A 21,683-nucleotide genomic window follows, 5' to 3' on the forward strand; every position below is an offset into this window, starting at 1 on the left:
CAGGATCAGATCAGCTCAGAATGCGATGTCGGCGCGGGCAGTCCCGTGCGGGGGCTCCGAACCGTCCGGATCCTGCGGGTCGGCAGAGGGCGCGTCGCCGGCGGGCGGGTCGGCTGCGGTGGCAGGGCTATGCCATGCCACCACCGCCCAGCAGGCGGCGCTCGCACAGGCGAGGACCACGATCGAGATCATCACCCGGTCGACCGAGGTGATCAGGTGCCATCGCAGGGGCATCGGCGTGGTCATGTAGATCAGCGTGAGTGTGAGCCAGTACAGCGCGCAGACCGCCCACAGCCACAGGTCGCTGTCCAGTCCGAACGCCCGGCGGCGCTGGCGCAGGACCAGCAGCCCGAGCAGCGCGGCGAGCACCGCGTACGCCACGACCCAGTCGACCCGCCCGGCCATCGTCTTGAAGACCAGCGGGAACCGTCCCACGGTGTCCGGATCGCCGTGCAGCAGCCGGGTGAGCCCTCCACCGGCGAGCACGTCCGTGTTCGCGCCCAGCAGGCGGGCGGTGACGGACCAGACCCCGGCGGTCGCCACGGGCAGCCAGGTCCACCCGAGATGGCGGAGGTTTCGCCGGTACTTCACGCTCGCGACGACCGCGAGCGCGAGCACCATGGTCAAGCCCTCGTTCTTCATCAAGCCTGCGGCGCACAGCAGCAGCATGGTCAACGGCAGGGTGCGGCGATTGAACGGGTCTTTGCCGAGTAACACCAGCACCGCGCCGGCGGCGAAGGCGGTCGCGCACATCGCGTCGCTGAACCCCGCGGTCGGGACCAGCCACATCGGGCTCCATGCCGAGTAGCCGACCGCGATCGCGGCCAGCCACGACACGAGCGCCGGCCCGGAGGCGGTAACCAGCCGGACGGCGTACACCGCGGCGGCGGTGGTCGAGAACGTCACCGCGCCGGTGACGATCGCGGCAGGGTAGAAGTCGTGGGTGCCGAGAAGCTGCCAGATCAGCGCCACCGGCGCCGACGCCAGAGGCGGATAGTCCTGGTGACTGAACGCCAGCGCCACGTTCCCGATCGCTTCCCGGGCGAACCCGCCGCCCCGCGCGAAGTACCCCGCGTGCAGCCACCAGATGAGGTGCGCATCCCAGGCCAACGGCTGCTGGAGGATCGGCAGGAACGGCGGTGTCAACGGTAGGGTCAGCAGCAGCGCGTCGCGCCATGAGCTATGCGGTGCCCGCGGCTGACCACGCAGCCACCATGCCAGGAACCCGGTGAGCAGGAACAGCGGCACGAACCAGGCCACCAGCGAACCACCCGCCGCCAGCATGAACAGCACAGCCACGGTCGCGACAGCTGCACCCGCGACCGGTGCGACCACGATCGCCAGCGGTACCGCCCGGGTCAACGCGAAGCCGAGCGGCAGCCCGGCGACGAACAGCAGCACCAGGCCGAGCAGACTGGTCATCCGTCCACCGCCTTCCGCGTCACGAGCCGGATGCCATGCGGCGCCGTCTGGTCGAACTCCAGCCGGACCTCCACCTCCGCAGACCCGAGCACCACCACGATGCCGTGCAACGTTGCCAACTGCCGCAAACGCAGCTGCCACTCCAGATGGTCCTCGATGATCACCACCCGGGTGCCGGCCGGCACCTGCCGGGCGAACTCGTCACTGAGATACTCCAACTGCTCCCGGTATCTCCGGTCGGGATCGCTCAGATCGGTGTTGACTGCCGTGGTCACGCCGACCCTGGTCGAGTGCACCGCTGGCCGCGCCGCTTGCACCAACGCCGCCGCGCACAGCAGCACGACGAGCAACCGCACACCGAAACGTAAGGCCCCTTCGCCGGTGTCCGGCCTGGGCAGCAGTGATCGCAACCCGCTCAGTCCTTCCGTGTACCGTCGCCACCCACGGGCGAACCGGATCACCCTAGACGTTGAAAAGGGCCAGCAGCACGGCAGCACCCCAAGATCAAGTAAAGCGGTAGCAGTACGCCCTTCCGCGACCGGGGCACGATTGCGCGCGGGCGATGGCGACCCACACGTCGAGCTCCATGGGGCCAGCCGGCGGAGCAGTTCAGTGGTAGTCCCAGACCGCGCTCCGGCTTACAGCCGCACGCAGATCGCCGAGCAGGAGCCGGTCAATGGCGGCGCCTTTCCACCTCCGCCGCGGTGGCCCCGCAGGTTCGCCCAGGCACGATCGTGCTCACCCTCGACCAAGGCCGCCGCCGCAGGGCTGCTACTCGAGGTCGCCGACGTCGAGTAAGCGGTTGCCCACCCCTGCCACCCGTCGGCCTTCCTCCAGCGCAAGACTCAGCTCGAGCGCAACGACGCCTTTGGCGGCATCGCGGCCGCGCAGGACGTCGTCTCCGCCCTCTAAGTTGTATTCAAGGGTAGCCATATTCAGGGCATCCAAGGCCGGGAAGCCGCCCAGGCCCCTGGGCCAGCCAGCAAACTCGAGGCGCCGATTCGAGGGCGAGCAGGAGGACGCTCCACTTCAAATCGTCTGCGCCGATGACAAGGTATCCGAACCGGGAGAGCCCGTACCTCCGGTTGCCGCCCTCGTCGTACGCCTCGACGACCACCCAAGCCTGTCTGGTGGCCGGCCCTTCAAGAAACTCGGCGATCGGCAGCATGTCAGTCTGTCCGTTGAATCCGACTCAGCCAGCGCAATAGGTCAGAAAGTCCGTAGACGACTCGGGCACGTCGACGCGCCGCTCGATCCTGCGATGTAGCAGTAGGACGCACTGACGACCCAGGGCTGCGGGACCGTCAACCACATTGACGACTGGTCAGCGCGTTGGAAATGGCCCCCCTCGTCACGAACCCTCGCACAATTAAGCCCGTGCCGACAGTCAAGATCGCACCCCTCGTTTACCCCCCGAAAACCCTGCGAACGGACGACAATCTGCGACAACGCTTGGACCGTCGCCATGAGCATTTTGGCAGTTCAGCGCCAAGAAACGACAATCAGTGAAAGGACCGAAGCAGGTGCGACCCATAACAAGGGGTCGTGGGTTCAAATCCCGCTGTCCCGACCGGCTAGGGGTTTCCGCAGGTCAGCGACTTGCGGGAGCCCCTTTTTCATTGCTCGGCATCACTGCCAGGTCTAGCACGCCGCTGTTGGACCCCTTGACTAGGCAGGTTGCAGATGCCGCTCCTGAAGATCGACAAGCTCACCGAAGGCCTCGCCCGGGACTGGTCCGGGTTCCTCCGGGACTGGGACCGTTCCCTCCGGGCGGGGAACTATCCGGAGACCACCCGGTACAACTACCTCCTCGCCGCGGCGCAGCTCGCCCGGTACCTCGCGGAGTACTCCCCCGACCCGGACGCCGACGAGGCCGCCGAAGACCCGACCGCCGTGACGAAGAAGCACATCGAGGCGTTCCAGGCCTGGATGATCGACACCCGCTCGGCGTCGACCGCGCTGAACAAACACAAGGGCCTGCAGCAGTTCTTCCGGTGGCTGCTCGACGAGGACGAGATCACCCGCTCCCCCATGGACCGCGTCAAGCAGCCGAAGACCCCTCAGAAGCTCATCCCGGTCATCCGCGACGACGACACCCGCCGAGTCCTGGACGCCTGCCGGGGCAAGGGTTTCGCCAGTCTGCGCAACGAGGCGATCGTCCGGCTCTACTGCAACACCGGAGCCCGCCTGTCCGAGATCGGCAACCTCCTCGTCACCGACATCGACCTCAACACCGAGTCGATCCACGTCCACGGCAAAGGCGCCAAAGACCGCCGCGTCCGGATCGGGCCGAAGACCTCCCGGGCCGTCTCCAAGTACCTCCGCGCCCGCGCCAAGCGGCAGGGCGCCGACGAGGTACCGCAGCTATGGCTCGCCGAACGCGGCCTGAACCCGCTTCGCCCGAACGGCATCAAGATCCTGCTGAAGCGGCTCGGCGCAGCTGCCGGCATCGACGGCCTGCACGCGCACCGCTGGCGGCACAACTACGCCCACGAGTGGAAACTCGCCGGCGGCGACACCGGCGACCTCATGCTCCTGCTCGGCTGGGCCTCGGACGACATGCCCCGCCACTACGGCGCCAGCGCCGCCGCCGAACGCGCCCAAGAGGTCCAGGTGCGTCTCGGCATCGGCGAACGCGTCTAACGCACGTCCTGGCTAACCCTGGCCAACTACACAGCCCGGCCAGCAGCGTCCAGACTTGCGGCCCGGCACCCTCACATCCAAAGGAGTCCACCACCGTGACGCGCTACGCGGTACACGACGAACGACACGAACTCATCGCCTGCTGGGCCGCTGGCTACGGCGAAACGGCCCGCACGGTCAGCACGCTGCCCACAGACGCCAGCCACTTCCAGCGGCTCGTCCTCGCCGAGGCACTGACCCGCCTGTCCCACGCCCTATGGCGCTGCTACACCCACCCCGCATCCGCCATGGCCAGTACCGCCCCCAACACCGAAGGCTGGCGCCGCCAGCAGACGCGAGGATCGTTCGATGTCGTCCTCGAGGCGATCCGCACCCCGAACCTTCCGGACGACGACGGCACTCTGATCGTCTCCTACGACCCGGTCGAGGAATCCGCGCACCGCGTCGGTCGGTCCCTGCACGACATCAACGCGCCCAGCCTCACCGCCGCGGTCGGCAGCGATGTCGAGGCGGAACTCGCCGCCGTCGAGCAAGCCGAACGCGGCGATCTCACCGGCCGGGCCCAGCAAGCCGTCACCCTGACCCGTGAGGACATCTCTCCCATCCAGGTCGCCGCCGCGGACCAGCTGTTCGCCAGACACACCCTCGGCAGCGACGACCTGTTCCTGTACTACGACCCCACGGCCGCCGCCGTGGCCGCGGCCCACTGGCTCACCGCCGCGGCCGAAGTCGTGGAGGACCTGACCGGCATCCCCGCGTCGACTGTCGTCGAACGGGCTGACCGCATCGAGGCCCTCCCCTACCCGACACCGACCGCCGTCCTCGAGATGGTCACCGACAGACGGAGCCCGGCAGACGCCGTCATGACGCTCATCCAGGAGGCAATGTCCGTCGCCGAGGGCGAACTGCCGCCCGACAGCGCCGCAGCGGACATACTCATCGACGCAGGAGCCAACTCAGGCGAATCCATTCGACTCACGCCCCTCGATCCGCAACGACCCGCGAGAGACCTCCTTGAAGACCTCCTCGCCGGCATCCGCGGCTGCCGGTTGCTCTACGAGGCAGAGTCCGACGACGACGGAGACTCCTTCGACCAAGCGGTACAGGAACGAGCCGCGGCCGACCATGACCGCCTACTCTGAGGCCGTCGGGCCGGAACCCCAACCTTCCGATTACAAGTTTGACGGTCCCACAATCCTCATCCAGAGCCCCTATCCCCTCCCCCACTGCTGACCTGCCGCTTTCGGCTCCGCGCGGCGACAGATCGCTCCGCCAGCTGCAGCATGTAGGCCCTCCTGGCGTGGACGGCCATCACGAGACGCACGTGGTCGGGCAGGACGCCGTACGGGTCGACCTGGCGCTCGAAGCGGGCGAGAAACCCGGAGGTCGCCGGCGCGGTCCGGGCAGTCGGATCGACGGTGTTCGCCCAAGAGGCGTGCGCGGCGATGCGGGCACGCCGAGTTCGCTGCTCAGCGGTCATGCGTTCAGACACGTTCACCGATCCTCATCCGAGCCTGAACGACCTGAGCACGCTCCGCCGCGGCGCTGGCACCGTAGTGGCGCGGCATCTCGTCCGATGCCCAGCCGAGGAGCAGCATCAAGTCGCCGGTGTCTCCGCCGGCCAGCTTCCATTCGTGGGCGTAGGTATGCCGCCATCGATGCGCATGCACGTGCTCCACCCCGGCGCGCTCACCGCGACGCCGCAGCATGATCTTCACACCGTTCGCGGCGAGCGGAACCCCTCCGCGTTCGGCCAGCCACAACTCCGCCAGCTCAGCGCCCTTGCGGCGGGACCGTACCCGGAGGTAGCGGCTGACTGCCCGGCCCGTCTTCGGCCCGATCCGCACCCGCCGGTCCTTGGCGCCTTTGCCATGGATGTGGACGACGTCGGTGTCGAGGTCGACGTCGTCGATGGCGAGGTTCGCAATCTCCGACAGTCGCGCACCGGTGTTCGACAGCATCCGGATGATGGCTTCGTCCCGCAGGTCGATGAAGCCCTTGGTCGCACAGGTTCGCAGCACCCGCCGCATCTCGTCGTCCGCCATGACGGGAATGAGCTTCTTGGGGGTCTTCGGCTGCCGGACGCGAGCCATCGGGTCCCGGACGATCTCTTCTTCGTCCAGGAGCCACCGGAAGAACTGCTGCAGCGACTTGTGCTTTGTCAGCGCTGTCGTCGCCGACCGAGTCGCGATCATCCAGGCTTGGAAGTCCTCGATCTGCCGCTTCGTCACCGCCCCTGGCTCGGGGCAGCTGCCATCGTTCGCCGCGCTCTCCGGATCGTTCAGATACCGGCCCAACTGGACCGCAGCCAGCAGATAGCCGTACCTCGTCGTCGCCGGATAGTTTCCGGCGCGCAGGGTCCGGTCCCAGTCACGAATCAGTCCGGCCCACAGAGGTGGCACGCGGGCGGTCAGCCGGCCAATGTCGACCGTCGTCATGGCACGCCGATCCGGATAACTCGAGCAACTACCGTTGTCCGTGCGATCACCAACCCACTCTGACGCGCGGACGTCGGCGCCGGAAGTTGGCCAGAGTTAGCCAGATCTGTCCGGAGAGGATCGGGTGAAGGCCGAGCGGTAGGTCAGTGCCGTAGAAGCCAGGCGCTGCTCGGGCCGGGGTTGCTGGCCGCTCGTCCATCTGGCAGTGGCGAGCTCGAGGTTGGCCATGACGGTGAGGCATGCCCCACCAGGACGGGTCCCGGTGGGGCCAGCCAGGTCCGCTCGAGTGCCGATCAACCGGTAAACACCCGCGGCTCAAGCACGGCCTGCACGACGCCGCCACCAGCCCCAAGCTGATCCGCTCCTGGTGGCGGCGATGGCCGGACGCAAACGTCGGCCTGGCCACCGGCATCGCCCTTGACGTCTGCGACATCGACCCCACAGCCGGGATGCGCAGCCTCCTGAACCTCCTCGGGGTCGTACGGCCCAACGCGCCGCTCGTCCGCACCGGGCTCGGCTGGCACATCTGGTACGCCAGCACCGCACTGCCCAGCCGGATCGGGATGCTGCCCGGCGTCGACTGGCGCGGCCAGGGCAGCTCCGCCATCGCACCCCCATCCCTGCACGCCAGCGGCCGCCGCTACACCTTCCAGCAGCCCATGGACCACCGACCCGCTGCTGCCGGGACTGCCCAACCGCGCTACGCACCATCGTCACACCACCACCGTCGCCAGCACCGAACACCAGACGCGGCATCACCGACCTCAACCGGTACGCTGCGGCCGCCTTGCACGGCGAGATCGCCCGCATCCGCGCCGCACACCCCGACCCGTCATGCACGACGGGCGCCGCGTCATCGCCGGCGGCCGCAACAACGCCCTGCACCTGGCAGCGGTCCGGCTCGGCCAGCTCGCCGCCCACAGCGAACTGGCCGAGCACACCGTCCGGTCCGCACTCACCGACGCCGCCCTGGACGTCGGACTCAGCCCGGCCGAAGCCCGGCGCACCATCCGGTCCGGATGGCGGGCCCGGCTGCAACGCCCCCGCAGCTGACCCTCGTCCGCTGCCGCCGCAACCCGGGTTCCGGGCGCACACGGCCGCCGGCCCGCGCCTGTTGCCTCGCGACGGTCACAGCCGTCGATCACGCTGGCACCCGCGATTCGAGGACGCCCAAGGAGGAGAGCGTTGAACGGGTACCAGCGGCTCGCCGCCGTTGACGCACACTCGATGCCGATGAGCGGGCATAGACCAAACCCGAGGCGGGCATCGGCCGCTCAGTCGCCCCGCGCTGCTGATGCGTGCAGCGCATCCCAGCGCGGCCCATCGCCGCCTCGCCCGCGAACTGCAGGCTCGCCCTGCCACCCGCGAAGCTAGGCAAGTCTGTTCATGGCAGCCTGGATCTGCAGCCAGGACGGGGCACTCTCGGCGGTTTCGGTGACCGTTTCCAGATCTCCCGGCTGCCACGTCTGGATTCCGTCGGTGAGGTCGAGTTGGTCCATGTCGACGACCCGAGCCTCAGAGGTGCCGGCAAGGAATTCGGTCACTGCGGCCGCCGACGCCTCGACCGGGCCAGCCCGTCCCACCGACAGCACCAGAAGCGTGCCGTCCCGGCCGGCAACGATCAGTTCGCCTGTGACGGCTGCCGCCAGCGCGGTCACCGCCGACCCGGGCAGCGCCTCATGTTCCCTAACCCGTTCCCCGTCGATCTGGAACTCGATGACGGCACCCTCCGGCGTACCGATCCAGCAAACACCCGGAACCGGCCCGAACGCCACGTTGTGGCGCGACCAGGCGCGCATGCCGCCCAGCCACTCCTGCGGATACGGGTACCCCGGATTCGGCTCCCCGAGCGTCAGACCGAGAACACGGCGCAGCGACGGAAACTCGAACACCTCGAGCGAGTTGCCGTACGCGTTGCCCCGCACCGCGAACTGCCGCCCGTCCGGGCTGAACACAGGAGTCTCATAGCCGTCGCAGTCGAGGATCAACGCCCGGCGCAACGGCCGCAGCACCGGCCCGGCATCCTCAGCGAAGAGCACCAGCGTGGCGCCCTGATCGCTCCGCAGCGTGGCCAAGATGCCACCGCCCGGATGCGCCACGACTCCGGTGTCCCAGCGCGGGCCGATCGCGGTTGCGCCGGCGATGAGGTCAAGCGTGATGGACGACTCCCAGCCTTGCTCTCCGCCGGCGGGCGACAACCAGAGCGTCTGACCGTCCGGGCTGAACGCCACGTCCCGGTGGTACTCGGTCGGGGGAACCCCGTCGATCCTGGAGGTACCGGCAGGGGTCCAGCAGACCGTGCTGGCGCCGTCCGCCACCACGAGCTGCGGCTCATCCGGGTGCCAGGCGGCGGATGGTGTCCGCCTGAACCGGTCATAGCCGACGGTGTCGTAGGGGGCCGAATCCGAACCGACAGCACCAATCTCACGCAGCTGCCCGATCCCGTACCCCCAGATCCGAATCGCCGGGCGTTCGGTGTCCCAACCGGCCAGCAACGGCAGCCTCGGGTGGCAGAGCAACCGCTCGAGCGTGGCTCCGCAGCGGATCCGTGCCAGAGTTTCCATCGGCACACCGTACCGGTCAAGGACGCAGCGATGGGTGCACCGGATCGGCTGCTGGGGGCGGTTGCAGCCAGCTGGCGCCAGGACCACGATCTCGGCAGGCGTCCGGTGGGTCCCCGGTCCAAAGGGAGTAGGCGTCGGCCGCGCCAGCGATGCGGCAGCGCGTGCATCGCGACGCAACAATCCGCGTGATTCGGCCGCTATCGACGGCTTCCGTGACGTCAGGTGCACTGCCGTGCCGCGATCCGCGCACTACCGACCGTGATGGCCAAGCTGGAAGTTCGACGCGCGGAGCCGCCGTTGGTGCGCGGCCCCCGGCCCGACGCTCTTCACCAACAGTGACCGGCTCTGCGGGGTCGGGGCTCGCCGAGCAATCCGGGAGGGTGAGCAGAGCTCAGGTGCTTGCGATGGTACGACGGCGTCTCGGGTGGCGGAGTTGTATCGTCGACGGCCTCTGACCAGCACGGACTCACCCATTGACAGGTTGCAGTGGGTAGCGCACCGCCGAAGGTCCCTGTCATCGGCCCTTCAGGCGGCGAACCGGTCCAGGATGGTCAGGATCCAGCGGCCCGGGTCCAGGTCCTTGCCGATGAACTCCTTGCGCCGCAGCCAGAGCTGCCGCTGCCCCTCGTCGACCAGCCGGCGGAGCCCGATGAGCAGCCGGTCGACGGCCGGGCGCAGGGGCTGCGGGCAGCCGGGCAGCGCGCCGGCCAGGGCGGCCAGGGCGGCCGGGCCGTCGGGGACGTACAGGTAGTCGGGGCCGGCCGGTAGCCGCTGGCGGGACAGGTCCACCCCGCCCAGGAAGTCGAAGCCGGTCATCCGCAGGTCGGTAAAGTCGTTGTCCACGATCGTGTTGTGCTCGCGGCCGACGATGTCGACGTCCGCGAACGGCACCACGTGCGAGAACCAGCCGCTGCGCAGCGTTCCGGTGAAGACGCAACCGACAAGCTCGACCGCGTTGCACTCCCAGGTCCGCAGGTTCACGTTGCGAAACGAGCAGTCGACGAACCGTGCGAAGCCGGCCGCCGGCATCCGCAGCCGGGCACCGTCGAACACGCACTGCCGGTACTCCGACTGGACCGTCCCGGCCCCGAAGCTCGCGTCGTCACAGACGACGTCGGCGAAGCTGCACCGCTCGAACGTCGATCCGATCGCCGCGAACTTGGTCATCCGCCGACCGGCGTAGGACACTTCGACCAGGTGCTCGCGGTCGACGACGATCCAGTCTCCGCCCGGACGACCCACTACCGCAGCCCCCTAACTCTCCGGCTCACCGAAGGTGGGTAGCTCGTACAACGAGTAGCACGCGTCGTCGTACTCACCGCCCCTGGCCTGGTGGGCGGCCAGCTCCTTCTTCGTCGTCAGCTCGACCATTCTACCGGACCGATGCGTGAAGTCCGGACCGGCGTTGCCCTTGCCGCCGTGCCGATAAGTCCACTCACCGGGATACAACCGGTCGAGGAGTTCGAACACCTTCTTGTGGATGCGGTTGCCGCGGAAGACGTCCTGCAGGAACTTCACCTTCCGCTCGTCGCCCGCCTCCCGCTCCAGGGCCCTGCTCTGTCCCGGGGTGAGCAACGCGTCGATCCCGGCCAGCCCGTAGCCGACGATCGTGTCGACGAGGTTGTCGATGATCAGCTTGAGCGGGTCGTCGTCCTCACACTTCGGCGGCTTGCCGTTCGCCGTGGCATCCGACGCCACCTCGGCACCCACCCCGGCTGCGGCGGCCGCGACGGCGGTGTTGACGGCGTCATCGGCGCTGGCGCCGGGGGCCAGGATGTTCGGCACATTCGCGGCAGCCGCGGTAGTGGTGCCGGCGCCGACGGAGTTGATCAGCTGGCCGCCGGCCGCGCCGCCGAGGTTGATCGTCGGGCGGACCAGGGCCGGCGACTGCACCGCCGGCGGGGCCGGGGCGGCGATCGGCACGGTGACCGTGGTCGACGGGGTCGAGGTGACCGTCGGTGCTACGGAAGTCGGCTGCCAGGTCGTGGTGGCCGCGCCACCGGCGGCGCCGGTTGAGCCGAGGCTGATGTTGTTCGCCTCGTTGAACGCCTTCACGGCCGGCACGGAGGAGTAGTGCGCCTCGATGTAGGCCAGGATCGCGGCCGGTGTCGCGTTCCAGGACAGTTGCCGGTTCACCTCGGCGTAGAGGTTGGCGGAGCCGATGGCGTTCACCAACCCTCGGACCTTGTCCAGGGAGGCGCTCATGTACGGGTTCGGCGCCGCCGGGCTCGATGATGTGCCCCAGTTGCCACCGTTGAAGTTGCCGAAGCACCCCGATTCCGACGACGAACACTGCCTGGCCCACTGATCGGTGATCGTCTTGGTGGCGTAGTAGCCGGCCAGCGCCACGCCGGCCCACAGTGCGAGCTCAGCGACCGGGATCACGCAGACCGGGCAGCGGCCGGTCGGGTCGGAGTTGGCGACGGGGCTGCCGTAGCTGTAGCCGTAGCGGTTCGCCGCGGCCCGCAGGTCGGTGGTGGCGTCGATCGAATCCCGGCTGAGGAACCCGCCGGTTGCCGGGTCGTACCAGCGGGCGCTCGCGTTGACCAGGTCGTCGTTGAAGTCTGTGTAACCGCCCTGGAAGCCGGCCGAGAAGGCCCCGCTGCTGGCTGCGGTCTGGCCGTACGGCGTGTAGCTGCGCGAGGCCAGTACGTTGCCGCTGGTGTTGCCGATCGCGCCGACCTGGTCGCCGTGAGAGAGGTCGTTGACGAGCAGCCGGGCCGGGTTGGCGCCGTACTGGTCGGAGTAGGCGGTGCCGTCGGGGGCGCGGAAGATCAGCGCGTCACCGAAGGCGGTCGCGGCGGTGACGGCGTTGTTGGTCAGGTCGTTGTACAGCACGCTGATGCCGTTGCGTTGGGCGAGCCGGCCCAGGGCGTCGTAGGAGTACTGCACCGTGTAGCCGGGGGCCTGGACCCGCGTCGGCTTGTCGAACGCGTCGTTGCTGTACTGCACCGTGCTCGCCCCCGTGGTCCGCGAGGCGAGGGTGCCACGATCGGTCCAGACGTTGGTGGTGCTCGGCTCGCCGGCGCCGGTCGCGCTCAGCAGGCGATTGCGGGCGTCGTAGGTGTTGGTCCGGGTGCCGCCCGGGCCGGTGGTCGTGGTCAGGTTCGACGCCGCGTCGTAGCCGTAGCTGATCTGCTGGCCGTCCGGGCGGGTCCAGCCGGTCAGGCGGCCGAGCCCGTCGTAGCCGTAGGCGCTGGTCCCGCCGCCGGTGAAGCCGGTGGTGTTGCGGCTCTTCGGCAGGTCGTCAGCGTCGTAGGTGTACGCCGTGGACAGCACCGTCGTACCGGCCGAGTTCTTGACCGTGTCCGTGCTGAGCCGGCCGAGGTCGTCGTAGGTCATGGCCCGCGCCGGCCGGCCGGCGCCGTAGCTGACGCCGCCCAGCTCGCCGGTCGGCGTGTAGGTCATCGTCGCCGCCTGCGACGTCAACGAGTCGAGGATGGTGGTGAGGCGACCGGCCGCGTCGTAGTCGAACACGCCGACGCCGGTCGCGTCCGTCCGGGTGATGAGCTTGCCCTCGCCGTTGTACTCGAGGTACGTGTCACCGGCCGCGCTGTGCGCACCGGTCTGCAGGCCGCGGTCGTTCCAGACGTAGGTCGTGTCCCCGGTCGGGCTGCTGGCCCGGGTCAGCCGCCCCGCCGCGTCGTAGGCGAACAAGTGGCCGACCGTGGGCTGCTCAGCGCCGGTGCCGGTCTCGGTCAGGACCCGGCCGAGCGCGTCGTAGGTTGCGGTCGTCGACACGCCTCCGGGGGACGTGCTCTGTACCGCCTGACCGGCCGCGTCATAGACCGTGGTCCAGGTGGCGTTGCCGCCCTCGGTGACGTCGGTGGCCAGACCCCAGCTGTTGTAGCCGGTGTCGGTCGCATGCCCGTTGCCGTCCACCAGATGGGTCGGCCGGCCAAGCGCGTCGTAGCCGAGCTGCGTGGTGACGGCGCTGGCGGCATCGAGCGGGTCACGCAACTGCGCGACCGTCGCGATCTGCCCGGCGCCGTCGTAGCCGTACTGGGTCTTGCGGCCCTCGCCGGTGATGGACACCAGCGGCCGGGAGGCCGCGTCGTAGGTCGTCTGCGTGGTGCGCAGCGGAGCCGAGAGTACGCCGCCGGTGACCTTGTGGTCGGCGGTGCCTACGGCCCGGCCGGCGGCATCGTAGGTGACGGTGGAGGCCCGGGCCCCGTTCAGGATCTGTGTCGTGACCGCGCCGACGGCGTTGTAGCGCATCTCCTGCGTCAGCCCGACCGGATCTGTGATCCTGGTGACGTCGCCGGCCGCGTCGTACTCCGTCGTCGTGGTGTGGTTCAGCGGGGTCTTGACGCTGTTCCGGTTGCCGGCTCCGTCGTAGCCATAGGTCGTCGTGTAGTACAGCGTCTGGCCGGTGCTGCGGTCGGCCGCGGTCGACGTGACCGGCCGGCCGTGCTCGTCGTACGTGGCCGTGGTCTGCGCGCCGGTGGGATCGACGATCAGGGTCGTCTCGCCGGCCCGGTCGTAAGAGTACGACCACTGCGGTGCGCTGAGCGGCCCGTCGCCGTCCGGGTCCGGATCGGTTCGCAGGGTCAGCCGACCGTACTTGTCGTATATGGAGGAGGTCGTACGACCGAGTGCGTCGGTCTGCTGGGCCGGTTGCCCGTCGAAGGTGTAGCCGACCGTGGCCGTCGGTGTGAGCGTGGTGCCGCCGGGCGTGGTGTAGGGCGGCAGGGTGACCCGGGTCGGCCGGCCGAGCCCGTCGTAGCCGACATTGCTGACGTTGCCGTACGCGTCGCGCACGTCCGTCGGCTCGCCGAAGGTGTTGCGGCCGTACGTGGTGACCGGCCGGACCGCCGCCGTCGAGACGCCGCCGCGCCACACCGTCCGGACGGGCTCGGTCTCGGTCAGCAGCTGGCCGCTGGCGTCGTAGGTGCGGTCGGTGGTCGCCCCGGTCGGGTCGACGGCGCGCGTGGCTAGGCCCCGGGCGTCGTACTGCACGTGGTCAGTCAGCGTAGCCGGGCTGCCGCCGGTGTTGTCGACGGTGGTGCCGGTCCGGTGGCCGTTGACGTCGTACGTGGTGGTGGTCAGCGCGGGCTTGTCGCCGGTGCGGGTGTACTCCATGGCGACCCGCGACACCGCGCCGCCCCAGCCGTCGGCGGGCTGGCTGTCGCCGACCTTGAGGTAGATCGTCTTCGATGTGGCGAGTTCCGTGGCCAGGTTGATGAACCACTGGGTGCGGTTCGAGCCGTTCTGAATCGGCCGGGTCTCGCGGACCACCTCGCGCCAGTGCTGGTTGTCGGTGCTGGCCATGATCACGTACTGGTTGTCGATCTCCACGTTGACCGTAGCGGTCGCGGTGTCTGCGGGCAGCGTGAAGCGGTACGTGAAGGTCACGTTGCCGTCGGCGTAGCGGTCGCCGGCCGGGTCGACCTGGGAGGCGCCGGCGTCGAACAGGTACGGGGTTTCGGCCGAGCGGGCCGGCATGAACGTGAACCCGTTGGTCCGCCGCTGAGTCGTGACCTGCCCGGCCGAGTTGAAGGTATAGATGGTCGAGCGGGCGACGCCGGCCGGGTCGATGCTGTCGCGGTTGCGCAGGCCGGCGTCGTCGTAGTCGTAGTCGTGCACAACGCCGCCCGGGCCGGTGAACCGGGCAACGTTGCCGCCGTAGTCGTACTCGTACTTCGCAAGCTGCTCCGTGGCTGTGACCGCTCCCTGAGCGTCCCGGTGGATCAGGCTCGTCGTGTCGGGTAGGCCGTCGCTGTAGTACGTGTAGTCGGTCTCGCGTCCCATCGCGTCCACGACCCGGGCCAGCTGCCCGGCCGGGTCGTAGGCCCGCGACTCCACCACGAGCCGGGTGGCGCCCGGGTCCGCGGGGTCGACGCCCGTCCCGACGGCGGTGGTCTCGATGAGGTGGCGCAAGTCGTCGTAGCGGTACTCGGTCACCAGCCCGTTCGGCGCGGTCACCTTCGCGATGTCGCCCGCCGTGTTCCAGTCCTGCGTGGTCGTACCGTTGTCCGGGCCGGTGGAGGTGTTCAGGCGGCCTTGCCCGTCGTAGGTGTACGCCCAGGTGCGGCCGGGGTCGGCGCCGGTGGTGTCGGTGAGGACCTTGGTCCTGACGTGCCCGGCGGCATCGTAGGTGTAGGTCGTCTTCCTGGTGTGCGTGACGTTCGTGATGGGGTTCGCCACGCCGGGCGCGGTCTCGTTGTCGACCAGCGAGGCCGCGTTGTAGGCCGTCGTCCAGGTGCCGTACGTCACGGTCTGGCCGTCGACGACCGCACTCTGGGTCCGGGTGGTGTTCCGGCCGAGCAGGTCATAGCCGTAGGTTGTGATCAGGCCCAGCGGATCGGTGGAGCGGACCTGGTTGCCGTATGAGTCGTACTCGTTGACGGTTACGCCGCCGAGCTTGTTGGTCGAGCGTTTCACCAGCCCGGCGGGCACGGTCCCGCCACCGACGGCCGTCTCCGTGCCGGTGGTGTACTCGATGGTCTCCGTCGGTGCCGGCGCGCCGGCCGGTGTCGGGTTGACGATCTGGGTCGTGCGGCCGGCCGCGTCCAGCTGATAGGTGATCTGGTTGTACGCGTCGAGGTCCCAGCCGTTGCGGGCACCCGAGTTCCACACGACCCGGTCGTTGCGCGGGTCGAGCGAGTCGGCGGCGTTGTAGTAGTAGCCGTACGTCTTCATCGCCCAGACGCCGGAGCGCAGGACGACGTCGGCGGTGACGTTGCCCCGGGCATCGCGGTAGAGCAGCCGCTCCCGCCCGTTCGCGTCCTTGTAGTTGTTGACGTACCCGTTGGCGTCGTAGCTCCATTTTTCGGTGCCGACGCCGGTCTTGCGAGTCACCAGGGCGTCGCCGTGGGCCGAGTCGTATCCGTAGGTGACGGAGTCGCGTCCGGTCGAGGAGACGGTGACGAATCTGCTACCGCTATCCAGCGTCGGCTGGCTGATGTTCCATGCCGCGCCGTCGCCGTCCTGCATGGTGGCGACCCGGCCGGTGATGGAGTCGTAGGTCACCTGCAGCGCCGTGACCGGCCCCGGCTCGACCGCCTTGGTCAGCCGCCACGTGGCCTGCCGGGCGGCATAGTGGGCCGCGACCTGTGCGGCGCCCAGCGGGTGCCGGTACACAGCCACGTCGTCGATCTGGCCGGTGAAAGGGAAGGCACCACCCGGCGTCGCGACCCAGTTCGTGCTCCAGCCGTTGCCGACGGCGGCGTACCCCATCAGCAGGTGCGAGATCACGTTGCCGCTCTGGTTGCCGACCCGCTCGCCGTCGAGATACAGCGACTGCTGGTCGGTGTTGACGGCGAGCACGACGTGATGCCAGCCCCCGTCGTCGACGCGGCCCCGGGACGTCATGTCCGAACTGCCGGTCGGACTCCAGAACTTGCCATGCAGCTTGTAGTCGGTGCCGACGTACAGTGCCGGGGCGTAGGCCCCAGGCTGGGCGGGCAGCGGCCGGTCGGCCTCGCTGAACAGCACGCCGTTGGCATTGACGCCGGCCTTGAACCACAGCTCCACGCTGAGCCCGAGGGTGGAGACGACCAGATTGTCGGGCAGCTTGACGGTGCTGCTCGAACCACCGGAGAAGGTCGCCGCCGTGTCGAGCGTCCCCTGGAGCGCACCCGGGGCGCCGAGGGTCGTGTTCGTGTAGGTCGCGTCACCCTCACCCACCGAGCGGGCGACGACGTTAGCCGCGACGGCGCCGGACGTCTCACCGAACGGCCAGTACGCAACCGGATTATCGTCGATGACTGTCGATCGATAGTGTGAGCCAGCCTGGTACTGGTAGCTGACGCAGGAGCCGGCCGACAGCGGTGAGCAAACCTTGGTCAGCGTGTATCCGGTGTACTCGTAGGTCCAGGTCGGCTGGGCGCCACCCGCGACCGGCGCGTCGATCCGCGCCGCGGTGACGAGGCCGGCAGTCCACGTCAGGTAAATAGACCGGCCACTGGCCATGTCCTTGATCTGCGAGACCTGCGAGCCGTTGTACGTGTACTGCTGTTCCCGGCCGTACGCGTCCCGGATCAGCACGAGCAGGCCCTGGTCGTTGAACGTCCGGGTATCGCCGCTCGTGTCGCGGAGCACCCAGGCGGTCCCGGAACGCACCAGCGTGAGACTGCCGCCCGCCGGCGAGGCGTACGTGCCGTCCGGGTTCTTGCCGAACCTGACCTGCTGCCCGGTCGCGAGCGTGACAACGACGTTGCTGGAGCCGTCATTGTCCGTGGTGATCCGCTGGTCCAGCGGGGTCGACCAACCCGCGCCGAAAGCGGTGGCGACCCCGTAGGCCTCGAACTCGTAGATCCGCGCCGCGGTGTCGGTGCTCTGCGTCGGCGCGGTGATCGTCATCCGGATGTACCGGACCGGGCGCTCGGCGAACCGGTGCGTCGTGACGTTCCAGGTGTTGCCCGTGACGTTGGCGGCCAACTGCCAGACGGTTCCGTCGACGGAAGTGTCGATCGTGAAGTTGCGAGTGTTCAGGGTCGGGCTCTCGCCGCCGGCACCGGCGTGCCGCACAACCACGCTGCCGATGGTCTGCAGGCTGCCCAGGTACACCTGCAGCGTGCTGTTGGGAACGGCAGAGCACCATTTGTCGGCAGTACTACCGTTGACCGCCTTCTCGGGTCCCTCCGCGGCAGTGCACGCCGCTGACCCGGTTGCGGTCCGTCCCCCGGCGCGGTTGCCGGACTGCCCATTGCCTCGCGGGTCCTGGGAATTATAGGTTCGCCGGATCTCCAACGGCGGTCCCGGCACCGAGACGGACGCGTCGACCACGCCGGTGCCATAGTTGCCGACCTGCGGGTTGAGCCCGGCTGGCTCGGTGCCCTCCTCGGCCCCGGCCAGGTGGTGGGTGATCTCGGGCTGCGCGATGCCCGCGGTGACGTAGTTCGGGCCTTCGAGGTACGTCATGGCCTTGCCGTCGTATACCGCGACGTACCAGTGGGCGACCTTGCCCCAGGACAGCATGCCCGCCGGCATCACCCACTGCGCGGTGTTGATCCAACCGGTGTCGACGCAGCCGACCGGTGCGTCCGCCGTGCCACCGCAGGCCTTGAACCAATACCGCGGCTCGCCGGGCAGGCGGTCGGCGTCGAAGTAGCCGGCCCAGAGCGTCGGGCGCAGCGAGTCGACGGTGGCGTTGTTGGGCGGGTACTTCGCGGTGATGACCGGTGGTGTCTCCTGGACGACGCTGAAGTCGGCGTAATAGTGCGGGCTGCCGTAATAGTCGTCGAAGCGCCGGTTCGATGGATCGACCATCTGGAACCAGACCCGATAGTTGCCGGCCGGAAGTGGACCGATGCCGACCATGAACGTCACTGCGCTGTACTTGCCGGCGGTGTACGGGCTGTTGGTGTACACCGTCTGCACCGTGGCGCCGGTGGAGTTGGTGACGAAGGCGCCCATCCGGTAGCCGTTGGTCGGTGTCCAGGTCGCGCCGCCGAGGTTGTAGGCGGTGACGGCGAGTGTGCCCTTCGCCGACTCCTGCACCGGAGGGTCGAAGTGGTTGGCGGTCGAGAGCGTCGCACCCTGGTCGCTGTAGATGAAGTCGATCGATGGGCCGTTGACCCCGTAGTTCGGAGCACCGTACTCATACGAGCGGAAGAACTTTTCGCCGTTGCGATCCGTGCTCGAGGCGCGCAACGTCAACCCGTACCAGGACTGATTCGCCGCAAGACTGAGGTTGATGGCTTCCCAACCCTGCGCGTTCGCTCCGGTGCAGCTGCCGCCGCGGGCGAACGTCTTCGATCCCACCGCCGTCGACTCGTAGCCCGGCCCGGGCCAGGCCGTGGTGTCGTAGCCGTGCCATTCTCTGGTCACGCGGTAGACATCAAGCTTCGCCGGTACGCAGGCGTAGGACCATGTGCTGTATAGGTTCAGCGTGGTCTGCAGGATGACGAGCTGGTACAGGTGGTTCTCGGCGGCGGGGAAACGCAGGTAGGAGGCGGCCACCTCGCCGCCGCCATTGGGCGAACCGACCTTGAGGAAGGTCTCCCGCGAGTTGTCGCGATTGGCGTAGTCCCGGCTGGACACGAACGTGTCATCGGTGGCCGGATCGCGCACGGTCGGATCGACGATGACCGGGTACTTGCGGGCCGGGTCGCGCAGCCACGTCTGGTCGAGCGCCACCTCGAGGATCCAGGCTTCCCCGTCCTGGACGAGCGCGTAGGTGACGCCGTTGGACCGGGTCCCGCCGCCGGTTCGCGGATCCGGGATGGAGTCCTCCATGAAGCCCGGCGGCATGATGCCACGCACGGCGCCCTGGGCGTCGGTCAGCGCGACGGAGCCGCCGCCGGTCACCTTCGGGGTGAGCCCGCGCAGGCGCAACGGGAACCGCCAGGTCGTCGGGGCGGCCGGCGACTTCAGCACGATCCTGTCCTTGAACCCGCCATCGGCCGCACTCAGGACCACGTCCGCGTCGAGCCGGACGTCCGGGTAGCGAATCTCGGTGTCGTCGACGACCGCCGTCGACGCTCCCGCCTGGTCGGCGACCGCGAAACCGGCCGTCGCGCCCTGGCCGAAGTCCACGTCGGCCAGCACCGGGTCCGACGACGACGGCGCGAACGAGACGGCGCCAGCGGCCACCGGCCGGTACCGCTGGTCACCACCCCGCGCGAGGTTGATGTTGATCGGCACCATCGCGCCCCGCGCGTCACGGGTGAACGTGGCCCCCGAGTAGACCCGCAGCGTCTTCGTGCCGTCCGGGTTGCTGAACGTTGACGAATCGGCCGTGCGCCGGTCGGTCAGCTCGGTGGACCGGCCGGCGACGAAACCGGTCGACTGGGAACTGTTGAGCTGAACGGACTGGCCCACGGTACTGACCGGGCCGGCGCCGGTGCGGACCACGGGCTTGGTACCGACTGGACAGTCCATGCACTGAGTGCCGCCAACCACCGGATCGGGGTACGTGACCGGCGATCCGACGGCGGTGACGCCCGGAGGCAACACCGGTCCGGTGGAGGGCCGCTGCTCATCGGCGCTCGTGTCGGTGGCTGACGCGGTGTGCGGTTTCCCGGTGGCCGAGCCGCTCTGCTGCTGCGGCTTGTCCAGCGCCGCCCCGGGCGGAAGCTTGGGGTCCTTGTGGGCTGCTGCGGGCAGCGGGGTACTCACAAGCAGCGACCCCGTCACCGAGAGGGCCGTGACCGCCGCCACCAGCATGCGCATCGATGGCCGCTGACGCCGCCGGACCGGCGGCGCGGACACAGACCCGTTGCAGGACAGGCGATGCCACATCATCGACACGTGCGCTCCCCGTTCGCGACGACCGGTGGCGATCAAGGTAGCAAGGCGCATCGAAGATCATATTTCCGAAGCCAAAGTTGGCGAGATCCTCGAAAACCGACAATCCGGTGAACCGCCTGCGCTGGAGTCGAGGCGGCCGAGGCGGCCCCTCGGCCACGACCCCGCCACCCTCATGCGCTACTACACCCGCATCAACGTGGTCGCCCATGCCGGTGCCCATCTCCTCGCGGATGTCGCGGAGGCGACCGCTCTGACCCGCGCGTGCAGGTGAGGCGCTGGGCGGTCTGCGGCAACGGCAGGGTGTGCATGACCCGGGCCGGGTAGCGGTGGATTTGGCGGTGATGCTCGCCGACGGCGGCGAAGCAATCTCGGATCTGGCCGTGCTGCGCGATCAGCCGGCGTTGTTCGGGTTGGTCGCGTCGGACGCGACCGCTTGGCGGCAGCTGTCCGCAATGGACAGTGCGGCGCCTGACCGGTTGCGCGCCGCCCGTGCCGTGGCACGGGAAACCGCGTGGGCACAACGGTTCGAGACCCGCGGCGGGGTGCCGCAGACGGCTGCGGCCGGGCTACCAGTCCCCGGACTGGTCCTCGATCTGGACGCCTCGATCGTGATCTGCCACTCGGAAAAGGAAGCCACGACCCCGACCTGGAAAGGCAGCTTCGGCTACCACCCGTTGCCGGTGCTTCCTGGACAACACCCGCGAAGCGCTGTCCGGGATGCTGCGTGAGGCCGGGCCGGGTCGAACACCACCGCCGACCACATCACCGTCCTCGACGACGCCCTGGCCCAGATTCCCGACACCTACCGGCATGGCACCCCGATCCTGATCCGGTCGGACTCGGCCGGCTACACCCACGGCCTACTCGCCCACATCCGCGCCCGGCGCGAGCACGGCCTGGACACCCGCTTCTCGGTCGGCGTCGCGATCACCGAGCCGCTGAGACAGGCGATCCTGCACGCCAAACACCACCTGCAGTGGGTGCCCGCCCTCGACGGCGACGGTGAGCCCCGCGACGGCGCCGAGATCTGCGAACCGACCGGCCTGACCCCCGATGACGGCTACCCGGACGGCACCCGGCTCATCGTGCGCCGCGAACGGCCGCCCCCGGCGCGCAACTGTCGCTGTTCGACACCATCGAAGGCATGTGCCACCAGGTCATGGCCACCGACACCCCACCCGGCTACGGCTCGATCCAGTACCTCGAAGCCCGCCACCGCGGCCACGCCCGCGTCGAAGACCACATCGACCAGAAGACGCGCCGTTCCAACCGCCGTAGAGCTTCCGCTATGTCGCTGCCTCCGACCCCAGCCGCCTGCGAGATCTCGTCCACCCAACTGCAGCGCGGACCAACTGACGCCGTCCGGACGCATCGCCGGAGCGTTCCGGGACAATGGCGGTGGCATCGCACGTCAACCTCG

Annotated in this window: 10 protein-coding genes and 2 pseudogenes; 5 read left to right on the forward strand and 7 right to left on the reverse strand. The window is 69.0% G+C overall.

Features of this window, described 5'->3' with window-relative positions:
- Positions 1 to 15 precede the first annotated feature (15 nt).
- The 3 genes from ACQP1P_RS35425 to ACQP1P_RS35435 all read right to left on the reverse strand — a co-directional run bounded on the left by ACQP1P_RS35425 (position 16) and on the right by ACQP1P_RS35435 (position 2,355).
- On the reverse strand, positions 16 to 1,401 hold the full coding sequence (locus ACQP1P_RS35425) for a hypothetical protein (protein ID WP_433077768.1): 1,386 nt from the start codon (positions 1,399 to 1,401) through the stop codon (positions 16 to 18).
- A gap of 17 nt (positions 1,402 to 1,418) precedes the next feature.
- Positions 1,419 to 1,778 carry a hypothetical protein gene (locus ACQP1P_RS35430; protein WP_433077770.1) on the reverse strand — a complete coding sequence of 120 codons (360 nt, stop codon included), beginning with the start codon at positions 1,776 to 1,778 and terminating at the stop codon, positions 1,419 to 1,421.
- 415 nt (positions 1,779 to 2,193) lie between these two features.
- Entirely contained in the window at positions 2,194 to 2,355 is a 162-nt protein-coding gene (locus tag ACQP1P_RS35435) for a hypothetical protein (RefSeq protein ID WP_433077772.1), read from the reverse strand.
- Between the two features lie 750 nt (positions 2,356 to 3,105).
- Here ACQP1P_RS35435 and ACQP1P_RS35440 point away from each other — a divergent pair.
- Together ACQP1P_RS35440 and ACQP1P_RS35445 are read left to right on the forward strand one after the other, a co-directional pair.
- Positions 3,106 to 4,065, forward strand: coding sequence for a tyrosine-type recombinase/integrase (locus tag ACQP1P_RS35440; RefSeq protein ID WP_433077774.1), 960 nt, complete (start codon positions 3,106 to 3,108; stop codon positions 4,063 to 4,065).
- Positions 4,066 to 4,160: 95 nt separating this feature from the next.
- Positions 4,161 to 5,207: a hypothetical protein gene (locus tag ACQP1P_RS35445; RefSeq protein WP_433077776.1), complete on the forward strand. Its 1,047-nt coding sequence runs from the start codon at positions 4,161 to 4,163 to the stop codon at positions 5,205 to 5,207.
- 342 nt (positions 5,208 to 5,549) lie between these two features.
- Here ACQP1P_RS35445 and ACQP1P_RS35450 read toward each other — a convergent pair whose 3' ends face one another.
- Entirely contained in the window at positions 5,550 to 6,503 is a 954-nt protein-coding gene (locus ACQP1P_RS35450) for a tyrosine-type recombinase/integrase (RefSeq protein ID WP_433077778.1), read from the reverse strand.
- 239 nt (positions 6,504 to 6,742) lie between these two features.
- Between ACQP1P_RS35450 and ACQP1P_RS35455 the strand changes: the two are divergent.
- Both ACQP1P_RS35455 and ACQP1P_RS35460 read left to right on the forward strand, forming a co-directional pair.
- A pseudogene (locus tag ACQP1P_RS35455) lies at positions 6,743 to 7,117 on the forward strand (bifunctional DNA primase/polymerase); the annotation flags it as partial.
- A gap of 220 nt (positions 7,118 to 7,337) precedes the next feature.
- Positions 7,338 to 7,556: a hypothetical protein gene (locus ACQP1P_RS35460; RefSeq protein ID WP_433090471.1), complete on the forward strand. Its 219-nt coding sequence runs from the start codon at positions 7,338 to 7,340 to the stop codon at positions 7,554 to 7,556.
- A 317-nt stretch (positions 7,557 to 7,873) separates the two neighbouring features.
- Here the strand turns inward: ACQP1P_RS35460 and ACQP1P_RS35465 are convergent, their stop codons facing one another.
- The 3 genes from ACQP1P_RS35465 to ACQP1P_RS35475 form a co-directional block, all read right to left on the reverse strand.
- On the reverse strand, positions 7,874 to 9,067 hold the full coding sequence (locus ACQP1P_RS35465) for a hypothetical protein (RefSeq protein WP_433077780.1): 1,194 nt from the start codon (positions 9,065 to 9,067) through the stop codon (positions 7,874 to 7,876).
- 525 nt (positions 9,068 to 9,592) lie between these two features.
- Entirely contained in the window at positions 9,593 to 10,309 is a 717-nt protein-coding gene (locus tag ACQP1P_RS35470) for a hypothetical protein (RefSeq protein WP_433077782.1), read from the reverse strand.
- Positions 10,310 to 10,321: 12 nt separating this feature from the next.
- Complete coding sequence (locus tag ACQP1P_RS35475) at positions 10,322 to 19,894, reverse strand: LamG-like jellyroll fold domain-containing protein (protein ID WP_433077784.1); 9,573 nt, start codon at positions 19,892 to 19,894, stop codon at positions 10,322 to 10,324.
- A gap of 541 nt (positions 19,895 to 20,435) precedes the next feature.
- Here ACQP1P_RS35475 and ACQP1P_RS35480 point away from each other — a divergent pair.
- Positions 20,436 to 21,509: pseudogene (locus tag ACQP1P_RS35480) on the forward strand (transposase); the annotation flags it as partial.
- Positions 21,510 to 21,683: the final 174 nt, after the last annotated feature.

Origin of the sequence: Dactylosporangium sp. CA-052675, from assembly GCF_050947935.1 — a bacterium.
Taxonomy (GTDB): domain Bacteria; phylum Actinomycetota; class Actinomycetes; order Mycobacteriales; family Micromonosporaceae; genus Dactylosporangium.